This window comes from Streptomyces sp. NPDC048523, assembly GCF_043199815.1.
Classification (GTDB): domain Bacteria; phylum Actinomycetota; class Actinomycetes; order Streptomycetales; family Streptomycetaceae; genus Streptomyces.
In genome coordinates, this window is record NZ_JBICWQ010000007.1 from 187,770 (window position 1) to 211,697 (window position 23,928).

Below are 23,928 nucleotides of genomic sequence, written 5' to 3' on the forward strand. Positions count from 1 at the left end.
GACTCAGGCGGTGAACCGGATCCTCCCCGGCACCGCGGTCAGGTCAAGCAGGTTCGTGCAGGAGCTTCGTGCAAGAGGTTCGTTCAAGAGGGGTGAATCGCCGACAGGTATAGTCCACTTCCGGTCGGCGTAGCAAGATCGAATGCAATGTTGGCCATGGGTGTTTTCGAGTTGAGACCTCGCGGAAATATGAGCGCCCTGTGCGAAGCTTGCCGGAAAAATCCTCGACATAAGCCCCGAATGCCACAGTCAACACACTTGACAGCACTGACCACTTGGGCCACTACTGATCCTTGCACGGATTGTGTGACAACGTTGTCCGTCCTTGTGCAGGGAGGGTACTCGCCGATGGATCGGTACAGAACTCGGCTCAGACGGAGTACGGCGGTCGTGATCACGGCCGCCTTTTGCGTGACGGTGGGCTCGCAGGGCGCTGCGGTCGCCCTGCCCGAGGCCCCGGCCCCGGCGGACCGGGGGTTCGCCTCCTCCTTCGAGGCCGGCGAACCGGCGCCGGACTGGAACAGCAGCGTCGACGGCGACCGGGCTTCCGGCGTCGACGGCGGCTACAGCACCGGCATCCCTGGCAATGTCACCGACCAGGTCACGGACGTCCGGGCGAGCGCCGAGAACACCGGCGGCGGCGAGGTGAAGGAGAACCTCGTCGACGGCGAGCCCGGTACCAAGTGGCTGGCCTTCGAGTCCACCGGCTGGGCCGAGTTCGACCTGGCCAAGCCGCTCAAGGTGGTCACCTATGCGCTGACCTCGGCCAATGACGCCGCCGAGCGCGATCCCAGCGACTGGACGCTGAAGGGCTCGACGGACGGCAAGGACTGGAAGACCCTCGACACCCGTTTCGGCGAATCGTTCGACGAACGGTTCCGGACAAAGTCGTACGACATCGCGGATCCGGCCGAATACCAGCACTTCCGGCTCGAGATCACGAAGAACAACGGCGCCTCCGGCATCCTCCAACTGGCCGATGTGCAGTTGTCCACGGGCGGCGGCGAGGGGCCGGTGCCGCCGGACATGCTTTCGCTGGTCGACCGCGGTCCGAGCGGATCGCCCACCGCGAAGGCGGGCGCCGGATTCACCGGAAAGAGAGCCCTGCGTTACGCCGGACGGCACACCGCGGTCGGGCGGGCGTACTCGTACAACAAGGTCTTCGACGTGGACGTGAAGGTCGACGCGCTCACCCGGCTGTCCTACCGGATCTTCCCGGCGATGGCGGACGGCGACCGGGACTACGACGCGACGAACGTCGCCGTGGACCTGGCCTTCACCGACGGCACCTTCCTGAGCGATCTCGGGGCGCGTGACCAGCACGGATTCACGCTGTCGCCGCAGGGGCAGGGTGCCTCGAAGGCGCTCTACGTCAACCAGTGGAACCACGTGGCCGCGCGGATCGGGTCGGTCGCGGCCGGGAAGACCGTCGACCGGATCCTCGTCGGATACGACTCCCCGAGCGGGCCGGCGAAGTTCCGGGGCTGGCTGGACGACGTGACGCTGGAGCGGGCCGCGCCCGAGGAGCCCAAGGCGCATCCGTCCGACTACGCGCTCACCACCCGCGGCACCCACTCCAGCGGTGGCTTCTCGCGCGGCAACGACTTCCCGGCGACGGCCGTGCCGCACGGCTTCAACTTCTGGACGCCGGTGACCAACGCGTCCTCGCTGAGCTGGCTGTACGACTACGCGCGGGCCAACAACGCGGACAACCTGCCGACGATCCAGGCGTTCAGCGCGAGCCACGAGCCGAGCCCGTGGATGGGTGACCGGCAGACCTTCCAGGTGATGCCGTCGGCCGCCGCCGGGACCCCGGACACCGGCCGGGAGGCGCGGGAGCTGGCCTTCCGGCACGAGAACGAGACCGCGCGGCCGTACTACTACGGCGTGCGGTTCGAGAGCGGGCTGAAGGCGGAGATGGCGCCCACCGACCACGCGGCGGTCCTGCGCTTCAGCTACCCGGGCGACGACGCGAGTGTGCTCTTCGACAACGTGACGGACCAGGCGGGGCTGACACTCGACAAGGCGAGCGGGACCTTCACGGGCTACTCGGACGTGAAGTCCGGGCTGTCGACGGGAGCGACCCGGCTCTTCGTGTACGGCGAGTTCGACCGGGCGGTGAAGGAGGGCTCGTCGAGCGGGGTCAAGGGCTATCTGCGGTTCGACGCCGGCGCCGACCGGACCGTCACCCTGCGCATCGCCACCTCGCTCATCAGCCTCGACCAGGCCAGGGACAACCTGCGGCAGGAGATCCCGGACGGCACGTCCTTCGACGACGTGAAGGGAAGTGCCCGGCGAGCCTGGGACCGGCTGCTCGGCAAGGTCGAGGTGGAGGGTGCCACACAGGACCAGCTCACCACGCTGTACTCCAGCCTGTACCGGCTGTACCTGTACCCCAACTCCGGCTTCGAGAAGGTCGGTTCGACGTACAGGTACGCCTCGCCGTTCTCCCCGATGCCCTCCCCCGACACCCCGACGCACACCGGGGCGAAGATCGTCGACGGCAAGGTGTACGTCAACAACGGCTTCTGGGACACCTATCGGACCACCTGGCCGGCGTACTCCCTGCTGACGCCCTCTCAGGCGGGCGAGATGGTCGACGGGTTCGTCCAGCAGTACAAGGACGGCGGCTGGACCTCCCGCTGGTCCTCGCCCGGTTACGCGGACCTGATGACCGGCACCTCCTCGGACGTCGCCTTCGCGGACGCGTACGTCAAGGGGGTCGACTTCGACGCGAAGTCGGCGTACGACGCGGCCCTGAAGAACGCCACGGTCGCGCCCCCGTCCTCCGGTGTGGGCCGCAAGGGCATGGAGACCTCGCCCTTCCTCGGCTACACCAGTACCGACACCCACGAGGGCCTGTCCTGGGCGCTGGAGGGCTACCTCAACGACTACGGCATCGCGCGGATGGGACAGGCGCTGTACGCGAAGACCGGCGAGAAGCGCTACCGGGAGGAGTCGGAGTACTTCCTCAACCGGGCCCGGGACTACGTGAACCTCTTCGACACCAAGGCGGGCTTCTTCCAGGGCCGGGACGCGGACGGCAACTGGCGTGTCCCGTCGTCGAGTTACGACCCTCGCGTGTGGGGCTACGACTACACCGAGACCAACGGCTGGGGTTACGCCTTCACCGCCCCGCAGGACAGCCGGGGCCTCGCCAATCTGTACGGCGGCCGCTCCGGGCTCGCCGAGAAGCTGGACGAGTACTTCGCGACGCCCGAGACGGCCTCGCCGGAGTTCGTCGGCTCCTACGGCGGGGTCATCCACGAGATGACGGAGGCGCGGGACGTCCGGATGGGCATGTACGGCCACTCCAACCAGGTCGCCCACCACGTCACCTACATGTACGACGCGGCCGGTCAGCCGTGGAAGACGCAGAAGAACGTCCGTGAGGTGCTGTCGCGGCTGTACGTCGGCAGCGAGATCGGGCAGGGCTACCACGGCGACGAGGACAACGGCGAGCAGTCGGCCTGGTACCTGTTCTCGGCGCTGGGCTTCTACCCGCTGGTGATGGGCAGCGGCGAATACGCAGTCGGCTCACCGCTGTTCACCAAGGCCACGGTCCATTTGGACAACGGCCGGGATCTGGTGGTCAGGGCGCCGAAGAACAGTGCGCGGAACGTGTACGTACAGGGCCTGAAGGTCAACGGGAGGCCCTGGACGTCGACTTCGCTCCCCCACTCGGTCCTGTCCAAGGGGGCTGTCCTGGACTTCGACATGGGTCCCCGGCCGTCCAAGTGGGGCACGGGCAGGAACGCGGCCCCGGTGTCCATCACCCACGACGACGAGGTGCCGACGCCGCGTGCGGACGTGCTCGCCGGTGACGGGGCGCTGTTCGACAACACCTCCGCGACGGACGCGACCGTGACCTCGGTGGATCTGCCGGTGTCCGGATCGGTCAAGGCCCTGCAGTACACGGTGACATCGTCCCGGGACCACGCGAAGGCGCCGGGCGGCTGGACACTCCAGGGCTCGGACGACGGGACCAAGTGGAAGACCCTCGACCGGCGCTCCGGTGAGGCCTTCGCATGGGACCGGCAGACACGGGCGTTCTCCGTGAGGTCCGCGGGTACGTACGGGAAGTACCGTCTCGTGCTCGACGGCGAGGCGGTGGTCTCGGAAGTCGAACTGCTCGCCTGAGCAGGAGCCTTGGGGGTCTCATGCAGGGTGTCGATCCGGCCTGGCTGCCGGACGGGGCGTTCCGGCCGATCGGCACCCGGCGGACCCTGATCCGCGGCTCGCATCCACTGGTGGACACGGTCCACGGGGAGGTGGCTCAGGCCTGCGAACGGTTCGGCGGGAGCGTCTCGCGCGAACCCGGGGCCTGCGACCTGATGTTGGAGCTCAACGGTGACGACGGCTCCGAGGGGTTCATGTTCGGACGCCGTGACGGCTGTACGACCGTCACGGCGTCCGGCGCGCGCGGGTTGCTGTACGGGTTCTTCCATGTCGTGCGGCTCGGAGAGGCGGCGTTCCAGGGGCAGCTCCAACTGGAGAAGCACCGACCGCAGTTGGCGCTGCGGATGCTCGACCACTGGGACAACGTGGCCGTGCACCCGGTCATGGGCCAGGTGGAGCGCGGATACGCCGGCGGGTCGCTGTTCTGGGAGGACGGGCGGGCCCGCGGGCAGTGGGAGCGGGTGCGGCGGTACGGCAGACTGCTCGCGGCCTGCGGCATCAACGCCGTGGCCGTCAACAACGTCAACGTGCACGCGACCGAGGCACGGCTGCTGACCGACCGGATCGGTGAAGTAGCCGCCATCGCGGGCGCGTTGCGGCCGTACGGGATTCGCGTCCACCTCTCGGTGACCTTTGCCGCGCCGATGGTGCTGGGCGGCTTAACGACGGCCGATCCGCTCGACCCTGAGGTGTCGGCGTGGTGGGCCGAGGCGACCGCGCGGGTGTACGCGGCGATCCCCGACTTCGGCGGGTTCGTGGTGAAGGCCGACTCTGAGGGACAGCCGGGCCCGTTCGCGTACGGGCGCACCCACGCCGACGGCGCCAACATGCTGGCCGCCGCTCTGGAACCGCACGGCGGCACGGTCCACTGGCGGGCCTTCGTCTACGACCACCGCCAGGACTGGCGGGACCGCTCGACCGACCGGGCGCGGGCCGCGTACGACCATTTCGTGCCGCTGGACGGGGAGTTCGCCCACAACGCCGTCCTCCAGGTCAAGCACGGGCCGATGGACTTCCAGGTGCGGGAGCCGGTCTCACCCCTGATTGGGGCGATGCCCGGCACGCGGCTCGCGGTGGAGCTCCAGGCGACGCAGGAGTACACCGGGCAGCAGCGGCACACGTGCTGGCTCGGGCCGATGTGGAGCGACGTACTGCGCTTCGGGATCAACGGGGATTCCACGGTCGGTGAGTTGGCGCGCGGTGGGCTCGTCGCCGTGTCCAACGTCGGGAACGACCCGTTCTGGACCGGGCATCCGCTGGCCCAGGCGAACCTGTACACGTTCGGGCGGCTGGCCTGGGAGCCGGGATCCGATCCGCATCACGTCCTCGACGAATGGATCGGGCTCACCTTCGGAGCCGGGCCGGCGGCGGGGGTGCGAGCGGTGTTGACCGGATCATGGCGGACGTACGAGAAGTACACCGCGCCCCTCGGAGTCGGCTTCATGGTCCAGCCGGGGCACCACTACGGGCCGAGCGTCGACGGGTACGAGTACAGCCCGTGGGGCACCTACCACTTCGCCGACCGCGACGGCCTCGGTGTCGACCGGAGCGTGGCGAGCGGGACCGGGTATGCGGGGCAGTACGCGAAGCCCTGGGCGGAGGTGTACGAGTCCGCGGAGGCCTGCCCGGACGAGCTGCTGCTGTTCTTCCACCATGTGTCGTACGACCACATGCTGCACAGCGGCAAGACGGTGATCCAGCACATCTATGACACGCATTTCGAGGGGGTGGCGGAGGTGGAGGCGGCCCGGGAGGCGTGGGCCTCGCTGGCGGGTCTCGTGGACCCGGCGCGCCACGCGCGGGTGACGGAGCGGTTCGAGGAGCAGCTCCGCAGTGCCCGCGAGTGGCGCGATCAGGTCAACAGCTACTTCTTCCGGAAGTCGGGGGTGCCGGACGAGCAGGGGCGGACGATCTACTGAAGACGCAGGACGGCAACGCCCCGCGGGTCGAGAGCGAGCGGGGCGCCCATCTCGGTCCGCTTCCCCGTGAGCAGGTCGGTCGCGGTGGCGTGGGCCGCCAACTCGACTTCGAGCTCGGCGTGGTTGAGAAGAAACAGCAGGCGGCTTCCGTCAGTGGCCGTCCTGGCCGCCACCTCCAGTCCTTCGTGCCCGGCGTACGGGCCGATCAGGTCGTGGCGGGCCAGGACACGGCGGACCACCTGGTTCACACCCGGCTGGTCGAGGGCGGTGGCGACGTACCAGCCCTCGCCCTGCCCGTAGTGGTTGCGGGTCACGGCGGGGGTTCCGGCATAGAAGTCCGCGCCGTACGTGGCGACCGTCTCGGCACCCCGCGGCCGCACGATCTCGAAGACGAGTCTGCCCTCCGAGCCCAGTTCGGGGACGGGCTGGGCGAACTCCGGCGGACGGGAGTCCCACTCGTCGATCCGGATGCCCATCAGGGGCGCGAGGGGACCGGGCACATCGGTGAGGAAGGCCCGGTCGTGCTCGTCGACCCGGCCGGAGAGGAAGGTGGCGAGGACCGTGCCGCCGCGTTCCGCCACCGCTTCGAGGCGGGCGGCGAGGTCGCCCTTGACCATGTGCAGGGCGGGGGCGACGACCACGTCGTACGGGGTGAGGTCGGTGGTGTGCGGGACGACGTCCACGTCCGCGCCTGCCTCGCGGGCGGCCCGGTAGTAGGCGTGCACCACCTCCTGGTACCGGACCAGGCGCGAGGGGCCGTCGGAGATCTCCAGGGCCCACCAGCTGTCCCAGTCGAAGAGCAGGGCGGTGCGGGCCGGGGTGCGGGCGCCGAGCGACGCGTTGCCGAGCAGCTCCAACTCCTCGCCCAGGGCGGCCACTTCCCGGAAGACCCGGGTGTCGTCGCGGCCCGCGTGGCCGATGACCGCTCCGTGGTACTTCTCGCAGGCTCCCCGGGAGGCGCGCAGCTGGAAGTAGAGGGCCGCGTCGGCGCCGTGGGCGATCGCCTGGTAGGTGGCCAGGCGCAATTCTCCCGGCCTGCGCAGAGGGTTGACGTCACGGCAGGCGGTGGTGGACGGGGTCTGCTCCATCAGCCAGAAGGGAGCACCGCCCTTGAGGCCGCGCATCAGGTCGTGGGCCAGGGCGGCCCAGGTCGGCGGGGCGTCCAGGGGCGGGTAGCTGTCCCAGGACACGAAGTCGAGGTGGGGTGCCCAGCGGTGGTAGTCGAGGGGGCGAAACATGCCCATGAAGTTGGTCGTGACGGGGGTGACCGGATCATGGGTGCGGATCACCTCCTTCTCGGCGAGGAAACAGCCGAGCAGCGCGTCGGTGGTGAAGCGGAAGTAGTCGAGCGTGATGCCCTGGAAGGCGGTGTGGTCGGGGCCACGCCAGTGCTCGGTGAGGGCGCTCGGCGGTTCGATCTCCTCGAAGGAGGTGTAGCGGTGCGACCAGAAGGTCGTCCACCAGGCGTCGTTGAGGGCGTCGAGAGTGACGTATCTGTTCCGCAGCCAGTCCCGGAAGGCCTCGGCGCACAGATCGCAGTAACAGACGCCGCCGTACTCGTTGTTGATGTGCCAGGCGAGCAACGCCGGATGGTCCGCGTACCGTTCGGCGAGTCGTTCCGCCATGGCCGTGGCGAGTCGGCGGTACGCCGGTGAGCTGGGGCAGAAGTTGTGGCGCTGCCCGTAGCGGTGCCGGCGGCCCTCGAAGTCGGTGCGGTTGACCTCGGGATACCGGTGCGCGAGCCAGGGCGGCAGGGCGGCCGTGCCGGTGGCCAGACAGACCTGTCGACCCTCGGCCGCCGCCCGGTCCAGGATGCGGTCGAGGACCGTGAAGTCGTAGGTGTCCTCGGCGGGTTGGGTGAGGGACCATGAGAAGACGCCGACGGTGAGGGTGTCGATGCCGGCCCGGCCGAACAGGCGGTGGTCGGCGTCCCAGACCTCCTGCGGCCACTGCTCGGGGTTGTAGTCGCCGCCGTAGGGGATCTTGGAGCTCGACGGGCTCATGCGGTGAAGTCCTCCTGGGTCTCGGCGATCACCGGGCGGCTGCTGTGCAGCAGGGACAGCAGCAGCGGGGCCGCCAGCAGGGCGGGCAGCGCCTCGGTCAGTACGGCGGTCCCGGCGGCCGACAGGACGAGCAGCGAGGCGGCGCCGAGGGTGGCGCGGCCGTGCCGGAACAGGAAGTAGCCGGCGAGGCGTGCGGTGTCCCTCGCCCGGAAGGCGAACAGGGCGGTGAGGACGAGCGCGTGCGCACCCCAGAGAAGGGAGCCGACGCCGATCGCCGCGAGCAGTACGGCCCACCAGCCGGGCAGACCGGTGGCGGTGAAGTGGGTGAGCGTGAAGGCGATGACCGTGAGCCAGGCCAGCAGGGGTGTCCACAGTTGCAGGGCGGGGACGGCGTTGAGCCGCCAGCCGCGCCAATAGGACCGGGCCGGGTGGAGGTCGGTGAGGTCGCGGTCGCGGTGGTGGAGGGCGTACAGGGCGGCGGCCGTGGCCGGGCCGAGGGGCAGCAGGCATACGGCGGCGAGCGGGAGGTTGGCGGGGGCGGGGCCCAACAGGAGCAGACCCGCCAGCCCCGGGGAAGCGGCACCGAGCAGCAGGGCCTCGACGGTGACGAGGGTGTGGATGAGGGCCGCGGCACGGGAGAGGGAGCCGGTGCCGAAGGAGGGGGCGGCGGAGGCGGTGGGGTGAGGGGCGGCGGCGGGGAACTCGTGGTTCTCCGGGGGCCGTCGCCCGGCGGGTGGCCGGCGTGGGGCGGTGCCGGGCCGGACGGCGCGCACCCCGGGACCCGCTCCCGGCCGTGCCGGGGTGGCGTGTGCCGCCGCCCGGGTGCGACCGGCTGCCGCCCGTACCCGGCTCACCCGGCTCACCGCGGCCCCGTCCCCAGCAGTCGGCGTTCGTCCCACCACTCCGGTGCCTCCTCCACGACCGGGCTCACCTCCACGAGCGTGATCTCGTGTCGGGCCAGCGTCAGGTCCAGTTCGGTCCGGTCGTCCTCGACCGGCAGCCGCAGGTGCTGCCGGCCGGGTTCGGCGGCCTCGTGGAGTACGTCGAGCTGGTGCGGGCGGGGTGAGCGCGGGCTGCCCATCCGCTGCCAGGCCGTGCGGGCGTTGCCGTGCTCCTCGTCGACCACGGACCGCCGTACGAACGCCTCCCGTGCACCCGGCAGCGGCACGGACAGGCGCAGCCGGTGCCGGGACGGCCCGGGTGTCTCGCCGCTCGCGTCGACCGGCGCCCAGGCGAGGACGGTCACCCGGCCGTCGGGGTGCCGGGTGACCAGGTGGTCGGCGCCACGGGTGAGCAGGTCGGGGCCCATGCGGGCCATGAAGGCGTAGAGGTGGTAGGTCGGCTTCCGCACCTGTCGGTGGGTGAGCAGACCGAAGCCGCCGTGGAAGAGCGCGGTCGGCGGGCCGTTCTCCTCGAACATGTCGCTGAAGGTCCAGTACGAGAAGGAGTCGACGTGATCGCCGCCGCGCGCGAGGACCGGAGCCAGGTACGCCGCGTGGAAGGCGGTGTCGTGGACCGGGTTGTCGGGGCGGTAGGAGGAGTTGAACTCCGTGATGTGCACGGGCAGTTCCGCGAGCCGGGTGCCCTTCAGCCGTTCGCGGGGCGTGGCGAACTGGTCCAGGAGGTCCTGGGCCGGTGCCAGGGTCTGGTGGGTGCCGAAGGGGACGTGCCGGGCGGGGCCCGAGGTGTAGGCGTGCTTCGACACGAAGTCCACCGGGACGTCGCGCTGTGCGGCGAACTCGGCGAAGCGGTCCAGCCACTCGTCGGCGGCCGGTGAGATCGCGGGGCCGCCGACCTGGAGATCCGGGTCCACGTCCTTCACCACGCCCGCCGTCACCTCGTACAGGCGGTGGTACGCCTTCTCGTCCGCGCCCTGCCAGAAGTCGGGCAGGTTGGGCTCGTTCCACACCTCGATGGGCCAGGTGCGCACCTCGGCGAGACCGTAGCGGTCGATGAGATGCCTGAGGGTCGCCCGGACCAGGTCGGCCCACTCCTTCTCGGACCGGGGCGGGGTGACGTTCCCGTGCCACCAGAACACGGTCTGCTCCCCCGACGCCAACTCCGTCGGCATGAAGCCGAGTTCGAGGAAGGGGCGGATGCCGAGCTCCAGGTAGGCGTCGACGACCTGGTCGACGTAGGTGAAGGAGTGCCGGACGTGCCGGACGCCCTCGGGCCACTCGTACGGCCGGTACACGCCCATGCCGTCGCTCAGCAGCCCGTGGCCCCGGATGTACCGGAAGCCGATCTCGCGCTGGAGCAGCTTCAGGGAGTCCTGGTAGTCGCGGCGCAGGGCGAGTTCGATCCGCCCGGTGCCCACGCAGTGGCGCCAGGCGTCGGAGAAGGGTCCGGACGGCTCGATGGGGACGCGGAAGATCACCCGTTCTCCTTCTGGAAACGCTCGTGCGCCTTGTTGTGCAGGTCGACGAGTTGCTGCATGTTCTTCGCCTTCAACTCGGCGACGAACGCGTCCCATTCGGACAGCGGGCGCTTGCCGAGCACGAACTGGAGGGTGTTCTGGATGGCGTGGTCCTTGAGCGGGGTGTCCCACAGGGTCGCCTGCTCCTGCTCGAAGGACTGCAGGGGGTGCGCCGGGTCGACGGGCAGTTCCTTGCGCCGGGACATGACGTCCTGGAACTTCTTCTCGTCCGGGCTGAAGTTGGAGGACACCAGCTCCCAGCTGCCGCCGTAGGTGAACACGCCGTTGAAGAAGCCGTAGTCCTTCTGGAGGTCCTTCGGGGCGTCGGGATCGGAGCCCATCAGCGAGATGCCGGGCTTCAGCGTGTACCTGCCGCCGGACTCGGTGTAAGTGACGCCCTCCACGCCCCACTTGCAGAACTTCTGGCCCTCGTCGGAGTACCAGAGCCAGTCCACGAACTGCATCATCGCGACGAAGTCGGCGCTCTTGAGGGCCTTGCTGGAGATCATGACGCCGTTCTCCAGCCGGATGCCGCTCAGCAGGACCGGTCCTGCCGGACCGAGCGGAACCGGGACCATCTCGATCGTCGAGCCCTTGACCTGCTTGTTCAGGTTGTAGCGGTAGTTCTGGACCAGCTCCTGCGGGTTGGCGCTGATCGCATAGGACTTCTCGGCCAGCAGCTTCTGAATGGCCTGGTCGTCCTGCTGGGTGAAGCTCTCGGGGTCCAGCAGCTTCTCGGCGACGATCTTTCTCAGGTACTCGATCATCTGCCGGTAGCCGTCCTGGGTCGCCGTGAAGACGAACTTCTGCTTCTTGGCGTCGAAGCTGATGTTGTCGTACGCCCAGCCCGCCCGGACGCCGTACGCCTGGCCCAGATAGCCGAACAACGCGCCGCAGGGGAAGGGGGTGTTGGTGCTCCAGCGGTCCGTCCACGGGTACTTGTCCGGGTACTCCGCCTTGAGCGCCTTGAGGACGTCGTACACCTCGTCCCAGGTCGTGGGCAGGGACAGTCCGTGCCGGTCGAGGACGTCCGTGCGGAAGGACAGCGAGTAGCCGGCCTTGGGCCTCTCGTGCAGGCCGGGCAGCAGGTAGTACTTGCCGTCGGACTGGCGGATGGAGTCGAGCTCCGGCTCCAGCTTCCACTTCTTCACCTTGTCGCGGAAGTTGGGCATCAGGTGCGTGTAGTCGCTGACCGGGAGGATGGCTCCCGACGAGACGAAGGCCACCTCGGAGGGGTGGTACGTCTTCGGGATCAGGAAGGGCGCGTCGCCCGCGCCGATGAGGACGCTGCGCTTCTTCTCGTAGTCGGCCAGGGGGACGTCGAGGGGCTTGATGGTGACGCCGGTGCGCCGGGTGACCTCCTTCCAGAACAGCCAGTTCTTCTTGAGGGGGTAGACCGGGTTGTCGTTGTGCAGCAGGGAGAAGGACAGCGCCTTGGTGGCCTTGAACTGCTGGCCCGCCTGGTACTCCTTCATCGCGCCGTTCTGCTTCTTGGACAGGTCCTTGGAGTCGCCTCCGTCGTCGCCGCTGCCGCAGCCGGTGAGGGTGGCGAGGCCGATGAATCCCGCGGCGGCCAGGATCTGACGCCGTGACAGCTGTCCGGTGTTCTCCACGGATACTCCCTTGTTCCGTAAGTACATTGATGGGCTGTCAGCCCTTGACCGCGCCGAGCATCACGCCCGAGACGAAGAAACGCTGGACGAACGGGTACACGCAGATGATCGGCAGCGCGGTGAGCACGATCGTGACCGCCTGGATGCTCGCGCCGACCTGGCTGAGCTCCGCGGTGCCGGCGCCCGCGTTGCCGCCCCCGGTGGCACCGGCGATGAGGTTGCGCAGATAGACGGTGACCGGCATCAGGTCGGAGTGGTCCATGTAGAGGAACGCGCTGAACCAGGAGTTCCAGAAGGACACCGTGTAGAAGAGCACCATGGTCGCCACGACCGCCTTGGACAGCGGCAGCACGATCCTGAGGAGGATGCCGTAGGTGCTCAGGCCGTCGATCTGCGCGGCCTCCTCCAGATCGGTCGGCAGGCTCTCGAAGAAGGCCTTCATCACCAGCAGGTTGAAGACACTGATCGCGTTGGGCAGCGCGATGGCCCAGACGCTGTTCTTCAGCCCGAGGTGGGTGACCAGGAGGTAGTTCGGGATGAGGCCGCCGGTGAAGAACATCGTGAACACGGCGATGCCGACGAGCAGTCCGCGCCCCCTGAGGTGCTTCTTCGACAGGACGTAGGCGTAACAGGTGGTCAGGACCATGGCCACGGCGGTGGACACGAGCGTGTAGAACACGGTGTTGCCGTAGTTCCGCCAGAACATCGAGTCCTGGAAGACGATCCGGTACGTGGTGAGGTTGAACCCCTTGGGCCACAGGGTCACTTCACCGGCCCGGATCTGCCGTTCCCCGCTGAAGGACCTCGCGACGATGTTCACGAAGGGGTACAGGGTCACGAGTACCACGAGGGTGAGGACCATCCCGTTGACGCCCTGGAAGACCCGGTAGGAACGGCTCGTCCTCACCACAGGCTGGTCCCCACTGTGCGGCGCGAGAGCGTGTTGGCGGTCGTGATCAGGACCAGGCCGATGACCGCCTCGAACAGGCCGATGGCGGCGGCGTAACTGAAGCTGTTGGACTCGACTCCCGCCCGGTAGACATACGTCGAGATCACGTCGGCGGTCGGGTACGTCAGCGGGTTGTAGAGCAGCAGGACCTTCTCGAAGCCGACCGCCATGAACGTGCCGATGTTGAGGATCAACAGCGTGATCATGGTGGGGCGGATGCCGGGCAGGGTGACGTGCCAGATCTGCTTCCAGCGGTTGGCGCCGTCGATGCGCGCGGCCTCGTACAGGTCCTCGTCGATGGTGGTGAGCGCGGCGAGGTAGAGGATCGTGCCCCAGCCGGCGGTCTGCCAGACCTCCGAGCCGACGTAGATCGTGCGGAACCAGTCGGGTTCCTGGATGAAGCGGATCTCTTCGTGGCCGAACCAGCCGAGGGCATGGTTGACCGGCCCGTCGGTGGCGAGCATCTGCATCGTGAGGCCCGCGACGATCACGATCGACAGGAAGTGCGGGAGGTACGACACCGACTGCACGAACCGCTTCAGGGACCGCCGGCGCACCTCGTTGAGCAGCAGGGCGAGGACGATCGGGATCGGGAAGCAGAACACCAGCGTGAGCCCGCCGAGCCACAGGGTGTTGCGGAACACCTGCCAGAAGGTCGGGTCGCCGAGGAACATGCGCACATAGCGCAGACCCACCCAGTCCTCGCCGAACATCGAACCGCCGGGCTCGAAGCGCCGGAACGCGATCACGTTGCCGATCATCGGCAGATAACGGAAGACCAGGAAGAACAGCAGCGGCAGGACGGCCAGCGAGTAGAGCTGCCAGTCGCGGCGCAGGGTCCGGCGCCAACTCCTGCGCGGCGAGGGGTGGGGTGCGGCCACGGGGGGGTCTTGGACGCTGGACGGTGGAGAGGCCGACTTGACGGATGTGCTCATGCTCGGTCCTCTCAGACGGAGGCACGGAACCGAAACTTTCGAGCGCTTACCGGTAACTTCGCGGCAACTTAGAGTGCCGGAGAAAGCGCTGTCAATGGGGCGGGCAGGAGATACCTGGGGTAGGAGTGGGGTAGGACAGGGGAGCGACATCCCGGCTCTCTCCGCAAGTTTCACTAAATGGACCGACACATGCGAGGTGCCCTGTGCCTGCGTTCGACCTGCCCGTCAGGGAGTTGGAGCACTACCGTCCCGATGTCCGGGAACCCCCGGATTTCGACGAGTTCTGGCGTGACACCCTGAAGGAGGCGGCGCAGCCGGACGTGTTGGTGTCGGTGCGCCCGGCGGAGAGCGGGCTGCGGCTGGCCCAGACCTGGGACGTGACCTTCCGCGGCTTCGCCGGCGATCCGGTACGCGCCTGGTACAGCAGACCCACCGGGGTGCGCGAGCCACTGCCCGCGGTCGTCGAGTACGCCGGCTACGGCCGTGGCCGCGGCCTCCCCCACGAGCGGCTGACCTGGGTGAACGCCGGGTACGCGCACCTGCTGATGGACAACCGCGGCCAGGGCGACCAGTACGGCAACGGCGGCGCGACCCCCGACCCGCACGCCTCGGCACCGGGCGGTCCGGGTCCCGCGGTACGGGGGTTGCTCGATCCGCGCGCCTACCACTACCGGCGGCTGATCACGGACGCGGTGCGTGCGGTGGCCGCTGTGCGCGCCCTTCCGGGTGTGGACGCGTCCCGCGTCGCGGCCGTCGGCAACAGCCAGGGCGGCGGACTGGCGCTGGCGGTCGCGGGGCTGGTACCGGATCTGGCGGCGGTCCTGGTCACCGCGCCTTTCCTGTGCGGGATCCGGCGGGCCCTGGACCTCACCGACGCAAGTCCGTACGGCGAGATCGGTGCGTACCTCTCGGTGCACCGGGGCGTGGAGGAGGCCGCGTACCGCACGCTCTCGTACGTGGAGGGCGTCTCCTTCGCGCGGCGCGCTGCCGCCCCGGCCCACTTCGGAACGGGCCTGCGTGACACGGTGTGCCCGCCGAGCGGGGCGTACGCGGCCTTCAACCGCTACGGCGAACTGACCGGCGTGGACCCCCGCAAGGAGATCCACGCCTACCCGTACAACGGCCACGAGGGCGGCGACGCGGTGCAGGTGCGGCGCCAACTCGACTGGCTGCGCGAGGTGTTGGAGTTCAGTCGGTAGCCAGGGTGAACACGTGCAGGTCCGTGTTCTGCGGCAGTGTCACGCTCGCGATCCTCTTGCCCTCCGGCGCCGTGAACGGCTTCGTGGGGGGCTGCCGCCTCCCTCGACGGTCCAGTCGGTGAAGGCGAGTTCGACCGTGCCGGTGCTGCCGTCGGTGTAGGTGATGGTGGCCCGGCTCTCCTGGTTGCCGTTGACCGTGCTGCCGACGAAGGACAACTGGTCGACCGGCTCGCCCAGTTGGATGGTCTGACCCGATGCCGTCGCGTTGTCGGGTCGGCCGCTCGGCGAGTTCGGCCGGGTGAAGGTCAGGCCGTTGGTTGTGCCCCGCTCGCCCGGGGTGAGGCCGGCCGTCTCCAGCGCCTGGCGGGAGTAGCTCCAGCCGCCGCCGTCGTAGTCGGCCTCGTCGTGGTCGCCGGTGTCGTCCGAGATCCCGGTGTTGTCGTACGCGGCGAGGAGGGTCGGGCGCGGCCACCCCCAACTGAGTTGACATCGTTGTCCGTTGACGCGGTAGAGTCAGGTGTAGACCACTCGACAACGTTGTCGCGCGTCGCGTCTCACAAGCCATGCACCATCCGTGTCGGCCATCACCCCCCTTGCGCCGGCACGGCTCGCGGACCCGGTGGCGCACAGCCCCACCGGGTCCGCCCTGAGCATGAAGGTCCGAGCGTGTGCTGACGGCGGCTCAGCCGACGCGGCAGGGAAGTGCCGTGGCGGTGTCGCCTCCGGAGCCGGTGACGACGTATCCGAACGTCGCACTCTGTCCCGGACTGAGCGAGCCGTTCCAGTTGGCGTTGTGCACCATCACGGCCTGGCCGGTGTAGGTGGCGTTGCCGTTCCAGAGACTGTCGACCTTCTGTCCGGTCGGCAGGGTCCAGTCGACCATCCAACCCAGCATCGGCACGTCGCCGGAGTTGGTGACGGTCACCTCGGACTGGTAGCCGCCGCTCCAACTGCCCGTGGTCTTGCGGGTGGCAGTGCAGGTGCCGGGCACCGGCTCGGACGGGTTGCCGGGCTCGTGGATGCCGGTGACCTCGCCGTTGCCGCCGTCGAAGACCACGTCGGAGCAGGAGTAGAAGGTCTCCGCGCTGTCCGAGCGCTGCCAGACCATGTAGATGATGTGGCGGCCGGACTTGTTCGCCGGAAGCTGCCCCGTCCAGGAGTAGTTGGCCTCGACCGTGCCCGGGCTGCCGTTGAGCGGCGGGTGGTCGACGCTGAGGAACGGCTGGGCCTCCATGTCGTCCCAGGTGAGGGTCTTCTTGGGGTCGAAGCCGTCCTTGGTGACGTAGACGTAGAACCAACCCGGGTGCGCGGCCCAGGCGTTGTAGGAGAAGTCGACCGTCTTGCCCGCGGTGAGATGGGTGAGCGGCCAGTCGTCGCGGGCGGCGTTGAAGCCGGTGAAGTTGGTGTTGCCGCCGCTGCACAGCTGGCCGTCCGGCACGAAGCCGCGGGTGCGGCCGGCGCCGTCCGAGCGGAGTACGGAGAACCAGTTGTAGAACGGTGTGGTGCCGCTGACCGCCTGCGCGTTCTTGCAGGCCGGGTTGACCGGCTTGATCTCACCGGTGTCGGTCAGCGCGTCCTGCCAGCACAGGAAGGTACGGCTGGCGGGCTTCATCGGGGTGCCGTGGGCCTCGGCCTTGCCGCCGGCCGTGAGGACGAGACTGAGGGCGGGGATGGTGGCGAGCAGGGAGACGAGGACCAGGAAGAGGGCTCTGGGGCGTGTCACCCTCGATAACTTTGTCAGGATCATGACAGTCCAGTCCGTTCCTTGGGGTACGGGCCGTGTGGGGTGTGTGGTTGCCTGTGGCTGCCGTGGGATGGGGGCGACCGGCGGGCGGGTTCCGGTCCGTCCGAATGGGAGCGCTCCCACCCCACGTGTTGCGGAAGGTAGCGCGAACCGGGGCGACTGTAAACAGCTGGCGGTGTCTTCGCCTCGGTGCGGTCCCGCGTCCCCCTGGTAAGTACCGGCCGCGTTCTGGTGGGGCAGGCGGTCGCGGAGTTCGCCGGGGGCGGTGGTAGCGCAGTGCTGCGGGAGGTCGGGGAGCCGGGTGCCGTCGGACGGCCGAGGGCTCGACTCGCGCCCTTCCAGAGCCCGTAGCCGTCGGGCAGGTATCGCACGGTCGGCCGGTGGGGCGGTGGGGCGGTGGCAGGTGCTGCCCACCTCGCGGGCACCTGGGGTCTGGCTACGCCGGGCCCCAGGTGACCGTCCCAGGGCTCAGCGTTTGAGCGTGAAGGTGAAGGCGCTGGAGAGTCTGGCGTTCAGCCGGACCCCGGAGACCAGCTTGCCCTCCGTGATGAGTTTCTCGACCTCGGTCCGGGAAAGGCCGCAGCCTTCGGCGATCAGCCGCACCGGACGGACGGGTATCCGCGCCGCGAAACGGACCGATACGTCGATCACCTCGCGGTTGAGATGAGCCGTTCCGCCGGTGTCGAGGCGCCAGGCGCCGTCCCAGTCCAGGGCGGTGCGGTTACGGCGTCGCAGGACCGGGTCCTGGAGCAACTCGGCTGCCAGGCCCGGGTCGTTGGCGTGCAGCCGGTCCAGCAGTTCAGGTCGTACGGAACGCACACACGGCTCCGTTCCAGGACCGTGAGCTTCGCCGTGTCCCCGCAGACAGTGCAGAGCACGAGGAGCCAGGCGTCGATGAGCTTGTGGTTCGCGTTGACGCGAAACTTGCCGTTCGCCCGGAAGCGTTGCGATGCGCACGCGTGACAACGGCGGAGAACGAGCGGGAGGCAGGTGGGCATGACCACCCAGTCGGTGAGCACAGGAGTACACCGGTTTCAGTGAGAAGTCCGCAGCAAAAAGCAGCGCGGCGCACAGGTGCGACGCGCGACCGATCAGCGCTCGGGGGGTCTCACACGGTGTACAACGGCACGTCCTTGCCTGGGGAACCCGGTTCGGCAGCACGGTAATGGCGGTCAGCGGCGCGGCTCCACTGGTTTTCGATCCTGCGACCGGAGTGAGGGTCTGACCGCTTGAGAGATGATCAACCCACGCAATCACACCGACGCCCCGTTGCCCGAGACCGCCCGCTCCTCCTCCACCGCCGTCTCCAGGGCCGCCGGGAGCTCGATCGTGAACTCGGTGCGTCCCGGGACGCTGTTCACCTGGATGTGGCCTCCGTGGGCCGCCGAGATCGCCGCCGCGATGGCCAGACCCAGGCCGGAGCCACCGGAGTTGGCGTCGGCTCGGGAGCGGGAGGTGTCTGCTCGGGTGAAGCGTTCGAAGACCGTGGGCAGGAGGGCCGGGGGGATGCCGGGGCCGTTGTCGCGGACGCGGATCACGCAACGACCGTCCGCGGACTCCACCGCTGCCGTCACCCTCGTGCCGGCCGGTGTGTGCATCCTCGCGTTGGCCAGGAGGTTGGCCACCACCTGGTGCAGGCGGGCCGCGTCTCCGGTCACCAACGCCGGGGTGTCCAGGCTCAGTTCGAGCTGCCAGTCGTGGCCGCTCCCCGCCGCGCGCGCGTCCCACACCGCCTCCGCGACCAGTCCCGCCAGATCCACCTCGGCGGACTGGAGGGGGCGGCCCTCGTCGAGGCGGGCCAGCAGGAGCAGGTCCTCCACCAGGCCCGTCATCCGTGCCGACTCCGCCGAGACCCGGCGCCAGGCCAGCACCGGTTCGATGCGGTCGGTGCCGCGGTTCATCAGCTCGGCGTATCCGGCGATCGAGGCGAGCGGTGTGCGCAGTTCGTGGCTGGCGTCGGCCAGGAAGCGCCGCATGTGTTCCTGGCTGCGCCGCATCCGCTCCTCGCCGCGCTGCCGCTCGGCGAGGGAGGACTCCACGTGGTCGAGGAGATGGTTGAGCGCGGCGCCGACCTGGCCGGCCTCACTGTCGGGGTCGGTGTCCCGCTCGGGTACCCGCGGCAGGCCGGTGACCTCGCCGTGCCCGAGCGGGGCGCGGGAGACCTGGGCGGCGGTGGCGGCGACCCGGCCGAGGGGGCGCAGTTGCCGCCGTATGACCACCGCGCAGACGCAGCCGGCGACGGCGAGCCCGGCCACGGCGACGCCCGTCTCAATCATCACGAGTCCACTGATCATGTTCTGGACGTCGTCCATGGGCAGGCCGGCGAGGACCCGGACACCTCCGTCCACGAGGACGGTGACCCGGTAGGTGCCGAGGCCGGGCACGGTCCGGGTGTGCATCGCCCCGTCCGCCCGGATGCCGGCCAGGGCGGTGCGCTGGCCGGTACCGAGGCCGCGGGTCGGGCCGTCCTGGACGACGACGGCCGCGGAGACGACGGCGCCGTCCTCGTCCAGCCGGGCGGCGAGCATTCCGGCGGGCTGCCCGCTCTCCCCCAGGAACGTCAGATCGTCCTGGTGGTCCTGGTGCAACGAGGCTCCTCCCAGGGCCCGTTCGGCGGTGTCGCGGACCCGGTCGTCGAGGTTGCCCATCAGATAGGCGTGTTGGAAGAGCGTGGTGATCAGGCCCATCGCGACGCACATGACGACCAGCGTGGCGCTGACGAAGACGAGCAGGCGGGTGCGGGTGGAAGGGGTGCGGGTGGAACGGGTGCGCGTCCTCGCGCTCGACCGCCGGCTCATCTCCCGTCCTCCGCGGCGCTGATGGAGTACCCGAGACCGCGCACGGTGTGGATCATCGGTGTCCGTCCCCTGTCGATCTTCCGGCGCAGGCTGGAGATGTAGACCTCGACGAGATTGCCGCCGCCGAAGGAACTGCTCCAGACGTGGTCGAGGATCTGCGCCTTGCTGAGGACCTGGCGCGGGTGGCCGAGCAGGAGACCGAGCAGGTCGAACTCCTTCGCGGTGAGCTGGACGGGCTCGCCCGCGCGGCGCACTTCGCGGGTGTTCTCGGTCAGGACCAGGTCGCCGAGCACATGGACGCGGTCGTCGGGGCGTCCGTGCCCGGACCCGGCCCGGCGCAGCAGTGCGCGCAGCCGCAGTACGACCTCCTCCAGGGAGAAGGGCTTGGTGACGTAGTCGTCGGCACCGGCCTCCAGCCCGTCGAGCCGGTGTTCCAGGGCGTCGCGGGCGGTGAGCATGAGGACGGGCAGTTTCGGGGTCTCGAAGCGCAGCCGGCGCAGCACCTGGAGGCCGTCCAGGTCGGGCAGCATCCCGTCGAGGACGACGGCGTGCGGTGCGCAGTCGCGTGCGGTCCTCAGCGCGCTGCGCCCGTCCAGGGCCGGATAGGGGCGCCAGCCCGCCTCGGTGACGGCGACGGACAGCACTTCGTTGAGTGCGGGCTCGTCGTCGACGATGAGCACGCGTACACGGCCCGTTCGGGGCCCGGAGGTGCTGGTCATGTACCGATCGTGTCCCGGCCCGCTGAGGGAATCCTGTGTTCCACCTGAGGGTGGGTGATGACCTGCGGTGACGGGGGTACGGCGAAGGGCCGCACCCCCGTCACCGGGAGTGCGGCCCTCAGGCGCCCGAAAGAACTCCGGAAAGGAGTCCGGAAGGGCTTACTTGCGGATGAGGCTGCGCAGCACGTACTGCATGATGCCGCCGTTGCGGTAGTAGTCGGCCTCACCGGGGGTGTCGATGCGGACGACCGCGTCGAACTCGACGCCCGTGTCGGTGGTGACCTTGACCGTGCGCGGCGTGGTGCCGTTGTTGAGCTCCTCGACACCGGTGAAGGAGAAGGTCTCCTCGCCGGTCAGGCCGAGGGACTCGGCGCTCGCGCCCTCCGGGTACTGCAGCGGCAGGACGCCCATGCCGATGAGGTTCGAGCGGTGGATGCGCTCGTACGACTCGGCGATGACGGCCTTGACGCCGAGGAGCGCGGTGCCCTTGGCGGCCCAGTCGCGGGACGAGCCGGAGCCGTACTCCTTGCCGGCCAGGACGACCAGCGGGATGCCCTGCTCGATGTAGTTGCGGGAGGCGTCGTAGATGAACGACACCGGGGCGCCCTCGACGGTGAAGTCGCGGGTGTAGCCGCCTTCCGTGCCCGGCGCGATCTGGTTGCGCAGACGGATGTTGGCGAACGTGCCGCGGATCATGACCTCGTGGTTGCCGCGGCGCGAGCCGTAGCTGTTGAAGTCACGACGCTCCACACCGTGCTCGGTGAGGTACTTGCCGGCCGGGGTGTCGGCCTTGATGGCGCCGGCGGGCGAGATGTGGTCCGTCGTCACCGAGTCGCCCAGCTTGGCCAGGACCCGGGCGCCCGTGATGTCGGAGACCGGGGTGGTCTCCATCGTCATGTCCTCGAAGTACGGGGGCTTGCGGACGTAGGTCGACTCGGCGTCCCACTCGAAGGTGTTGCCGGTGGGGATCGGCAGCGCCTGCCACTGGGCGTCGCCCGCGAAGACGTCGGCGTAGGACTTGTTGAACATGTCCTCGCCGATGGCGTTCGCCACGACGTCGTTGACCTCGGCCTCGGAGGGCCAGATGTCCTTCAGGTAGACCGGGTTGCCGTCCTGGTCCGTGCCGAGGGCATCGCGCGTGATGTCCACCTTCATGGAACCCGCGAGGGCGTACGCGACGACCAGCGGCGGGGAGGCCAGGTAGTTCATCTTGACGTCGGGGTTGATACGGCCCTCGAAGTTCCGGTTGCCGGAGAGGACCGAGGTGACCGCGAGGTCGTGCTCGTTGACGGCCTGGGAGACCTCCTCCGGCAGCGGGCCGGAGTTGCCGATGCAGGTGGTGCAGCCGTAGCCGACGAGGTTGAAGCCGACCTTGTCGAGGTAGGGGGTGAGCCCCGCCTTGTCGAAGTAGTCGGTGACGACCTTGGAACCCGGGGCGAGGGTGGTCTTGACCCACGGCTTGCGGGTCAGGCCCTTCTCCACGGCCTTCTTCGCGACGAGCGCGGCGGCGACCATGACGTACGGGTTGGAGGTGTTGGTGCAGGAGGTGATGGCCGCGACCGTCACCGCGCCGTGGTCGATCTCGTACGTCGAGCCGTCGGGGGCGGTCACGGTGACCGGGTTGGACGGGACGGCCGCGCCGGTGCCCGCGTCGTGCTGCGGTGCGCCGGCGCCGTTCTCCGGGCTGCCGTAGGCGGGGGCGTCGGAGGCCGGGAAGGACTCGGCGCTCGCCTCGTCGACCGGGGAGGCGGACGCGGCAGCGGTCTGCGCGACGGGGGCGTCGACGTAGTTGAGGACGTCCGTCGCGAACTGCTCGGCCGCGTTGGCGAGGACGATGCGGTCCTGCGGGCGCTTCGGACCGGCGATCGACGGGACGACCGTCGACAGGTCCAGCTCGAGCTTCTCGGAGAAGTCCGGCTCGGCCTTCGGGTCCAGCCAGAGGCCCTGCTCCTTGGCGTACGCCTCGACGAGCGCGAGCTGCTGCTCGGAGCGGCCGGTGAGCTTGAGGTACTTGATGGTCTCGTCGTCGATCGGGAAGATCGCGGCGGTCGAGCCGAACTCCGGCGACATGTTGCCGATGGTGGCGCGGTTCGCGAGGGAGGTGGCGGCGACGCCCTCGCCGTAGAACTCGACGAACTTGCCGACGACGCCGTGCTTGCGCAGCATCTCGGTGATGGTCAGCACGAGGTCGGTGGCGGTGGTGCCGGGCTTGAGCTCACCGGTGAGCTTGAAGCCGACGACGCGCGGGATCAGCATGGAGACCGGCTGGCCGAGCATCGCGGCCTCGGCCTCGATGCCGCCGACGCCCCAGCCCAGCACGCCGAGGCCGTTGACCATGGTGGTGTGCGAGTCGGTGCCGACGAGGGTGTCGGGGTACGCCTGGCCGTTGCGGACCATGACGGTCCGGGCCAGGTGCTCGATGTTCACCTGGTGGACGATGCCGGTGCCCGGCGGGACGACCTTGAAGTCGTCGAACGCGGTCTGGCCCCAGCGCAGGAACTGGTAGCGCTCGCGGTTGCGGCCGTACTCCAGCTCGACGTTCTGTGCGAAGGCCTCGTTCGTGCCGAACTTGTCGGCGATGACGGAGTGGTCGATGACCAGCTCGGCCGGGGAGAGCGGGTTGACCTTCGCGGGGTCGCCGCCGAGCTCCTTGACGGCCTCACGCATGGTGGCGAGGTCGACGACACAGGGCACGCCGGTGAAGTCCTGCATGATCACGCGGGCCGGCGTGAACTGGATCTCCTGCGACGGCTGGGCCTGGGAGTCCCAGCCGCCGAGGGCGCGGATGTGGTCGGCGGTGATGTTCGCGCCGTCCTCGGTACGGAGCAGGTTCTCCAGAAGAACCTTGAGGCTGTACGGCAGGCGGGCCGAGCCCTCCACCTTGTCCAGCCGGAAGATCTCGTACGACTCGTCGCCCACGCTGAGCGTGGCGCGGGCGTCGAAGCTGTTCGCCGACACGACAGTCTCCTTCATTTTTGTGCGCTTACCACCGCATCCTGCCGCCACGCCGTCCTGGCCGATCCGCTAAGGTAAGGCTAAGTTAGGTACGCCTTACTGCCAGACCCGGCGAACGTGTGACTGCGGTACGCCTCGGCAGATATCTCGATGTCGAGATAACTCTAGTACATGAGGCCGGAATGGTCATGCCCGGCCTCGCTGCGATGTCCCGGCGAAACCGGGGCGACCCCGTTCACACGGAGCGTCGACGACCGCACCTCCGCCCTTCTCGGGTGCCGCAGCCTTCTCTTCCGGAGGCGCCACTGTCGCGCTTCCCCGTGGGCCTGGCGGAGACAGGCCGTTCCGGCCGCCGACGTTCCGGCGGCGCTCGCCGGATCCCCCTGCGAGACCGCCCTCGCCTGCCGCTCACCGTGACCATCCCGCACCAGCCCCTCTCGGGCACATGCACACCGGCACCGACACCGAACACCGGCGAGCCGTGACACTCCGCCGCCGA

The 23,928-nt window shown here is 69.2% G+C and carries 13 protein-coding genes and 2 pseudogenes; 3 read left to right on the top strand and 12 right to left on the bottom strand.

What is annotated here, in order from left to right; translation table 11 throughout:
• Window positions 1–348: 348 nt before the first annotated feature.
• Window positions 349–4,140: a GH92 family glycosyl hydrolase gene (locus ACGFWE_RS33000; RefSeq protein ID WP_393603694.1), complete on the top strand. Its 3,792-nt coding sequence runs from the start codon at window positions 349–351 to the stop codon at window positions 4,138–4,140.
• 20 nt (window positions 4,141–4,160) lie between these two features.
• Window positions 4,161–6,098, top strand: coding sequence for an alpha-glucuronidase (locus ACGFWE_RS33005; protein ID WP_393603696.1), 1,938 nt, complete (start codon window positions 4,161–4,163; stop codon window positions 6,096–6,098).
• Here the strand turns inward: ACGFWE_RS33005 and ACGFWE_RS33010 are convergent.
• The 6 genes from ACGFWE_RS33010 to ACGFWE_RS33035 all read right to left on the bottom strand — a co-directional run bounded on the left by ACGFWE_RS33010 (window position 6,092) and on the right by ACGFWE_RS33035 (window position 14,014).
• A complete protein-coding gene (locus ACGFWE_RS33010) occupies window positions 6,092–8,101 on the bottom strand; it encodes a beta-galactosidase (RefSeq protein WP_393603698.1) in 2,010 nt (669 codons plus the stop codon). The genes ACGFWE_RS33005 and ACGFWE_RS33010 overlap by 7 nt on opposite strands.
• Window positions 8,098–8,721, bottom strand: coding sequence for a hypothetical protein (locus ACGFWE_RS33015; RefSeq protein WP_352382559.1), 624 nt, complete (start codon window positions 8,719–8,721; stop codon window positions 8,098–8,100). The genes ACGFWE_RS33010 and ACGFWE_RS33015 overlap by 4 nt, the downstream gene beginning before the upstream one ends.
• Window positions 8,722–8,960: 239 nt before the next feature.
• Entirely contained in the window at window positions 8,961–10,475 is a 1,515-nt protein-coding gene (locus ACGFWE_RS33020; RefSeq protein ID WP_393603899.1) for a xylan 1,4-beta-xylosidase, read from the bottom strand.
• The gene (locus tag ACGFWE_RS33025; RefSeq protein ID WP_393603700.1) at window positions 10,475–12,130 is read right to left on the bottom strand and encodes an extracellular solute-binding protein; all 1,656 of its coding nucleotides are present in this window, start codon (window positions 12,128–12,130) and stop codon (window positions 10,475–10,477) included. The genes ACGFWE_RS33020 and ACGFWE_RS33025 overlap by 1 nt, the downstream gene beginning before the upstream one ends.
• Before the next feature lie 37 nt (window positions 12,131–12,167).
• Window positions 12,168–13,040, bottom strand: a complete 873-nt coding sequence (locus tag ACGFWE_RS33030; protein ID WP_352382124.1) for a carbohydrate ABC transporter permease — start codon at window positions 13,038–13,040, stop codon at window positions 12,168–12,170.
• Entirely contained in the window at window positions 13,034–14,014 is a 981-nt protein-coding gene (locus tag ACGFWE_RS33035; RefSeq protein WP_352382126.1) for an ABC transporter permease subunit, read from the bottom strand. The genes ACGFWE_RS33030 and ACGFWE_RS33035 overlap by 7 nt, the downstream gene beginning before the upstream one ends.
• A 203-nt stretch (window positions 14,015–14,217) precedes the next feature.
• Between ACGFWE_RS33035 and ACGFWE_RS33040 the strand changes: the two genes are divergently transcribed.
• Window positions 14,218–15,213 carry an acetylxylan esterase gene (locus tag ACGFWE_RS33040; RefSeq protein WP_393603702.1) on the top strand — a complete coding sequence of 332 codons (996 nt, stop codon included), beginning with the start codon at window positions 14,218–14,220 and terminating at the stop codon, window positions 15,211–15,213.
• Here ACGFWE_RS33040 and ACGFWE_RS33045 read toward each other — a convergent pair.
• The 6 genes and pseudogenes from ACGFWE_RS33045 to ACGFWE_RS33070 all read right to left on the bottom strand — a co-directional run.
• Window positions 15,203–15,672: pseudogene (locus ACGFWE_RS33045) on the bottom strand (glycoside hydrolase family 92 protein); the annotation flags it as partial. The gene ACGFWE_RS33040 and the pseudogene ACGFWE_RS33045 sit on opposite strands and share 11 nt — an antisense overlap.
• 223 nt (window positions 15,673–15,895) lie before the next feature.
• Window positions 15,896–16,960 (bottom strand): lytic polysaccharide monooxygenase, encoded by a 1,065-nt coding sequence (locus ACGFWE_RS33050; protein WP_352382130.1) that lies wholly within the window; start codon window positions 16,958–16,960, stop codon window positions 15,896–15,898.
• A 465-nt stretch (window positions 16,961–17,425) separates the two neighbouring features.
• Window positions 17,426–17,976: pseudogene (locus ACGFWE_RS33055) on the bottom strand (DUF1062 domain-containing protein).
• Between the two features lie 234 nt (window positions 17,977–18,210).
• Window positions 18,211–19,755 (bottom strand): sensor histidine kinase, encoded by a 1,545-nt coding sequence (locus tag ACGFWE_RS33060; RefSeq protein ID WP_393603705.1) that lies wholly within the window; start codon window positions 19,753–19,755, stop codon window positions 18,211–18,213.
• Window positions 19,752–20,474, bottom strand: a complete 723-nt coding sequence (locus ACGFWE_RS33065; protein ID WP_393603707.1) for a response regulator transcription factor — start codon at window positions 20,472–20,474, stop codon at window positions 19,752–19,754. The genes ACGFWE_RS33060 and ACGFWE_RS33065 overlap by 4 nt, the downstream gene beginning before the upstream one ends.
• Before the next feature lie 159 nt (window positions 20,475–20,633).
• Window positions 20,634–23,432 (bottom strand): aconitate hydratase, encoded by a 2,799-nt coding sequence (locus tag ACGFWE_RS33070; RefSeq protein WP_393603709.1) that lies wholly within the window; start codon window positions 23,430–23,432, stop codon window positions 20,634–20,636.
• Window positions 23,433–23,928 lie beyond the last annotated feature (496 nt).

What these genes read in the sequence shown, in the direction of transcription:
- ACGFWE_RS33000 (WP_393603694.1), top strand. Translation starts at nt 349, where the DNA reads ATGGATCGGTACAGAACTCGGCTCAGACGGAGTACGGCGGTCGTGATC.
- ACGFWE_RS33005 (WP_393603696.1), top strand. Translation starts at nt 4,161, where the DNA reads ATGCAGGGTGTCGATCCGGCCTGGCTGCCGGACGGGGCGTTCCGGCCG.
- ACGFWE_RS33010 (WP_393603698.1), bottom strand. Translation starts at nt 8,101, where the DNA reads ATGAGCCCGTCGAGCTCCAAGATCCCCTACGGCGGCGACTACAACCCC.
- ACGFWE_RS33035 (WP_352382126.1), bottom strand. Translation starts at nt 14,014, where the DNA reads ATGAGCACATCCGTCAAGTCGGCCTCTCCACCGTCCAGCGTCCAAGAC.
- ACGFWE_RS33050 (WP_352382130.1), bottom strand. Translation starts at nt 16,960, where the DNA reads ATGATCCTGACAAAGTTATCGAGGGTGACACGCCCCAGAGCCCTCTTC.
- ACGFWE_RS33060 (WP_393603705.1), bottom strand. Translation starts at nt 19,755, where the DNA reads ATGAGCCGGCGGTCGAGCGCGAGGACGCGCACCCGTTCCACCCGCACC.
- ACGFWE_RS33065 (WP_393603707.1), bottom strand. Translation starts at nt 20,474, where the DNA reads ATGACCAGCACCTCCGGGCCCCGAACGGGCCGTGTACGCGTGCTCATC.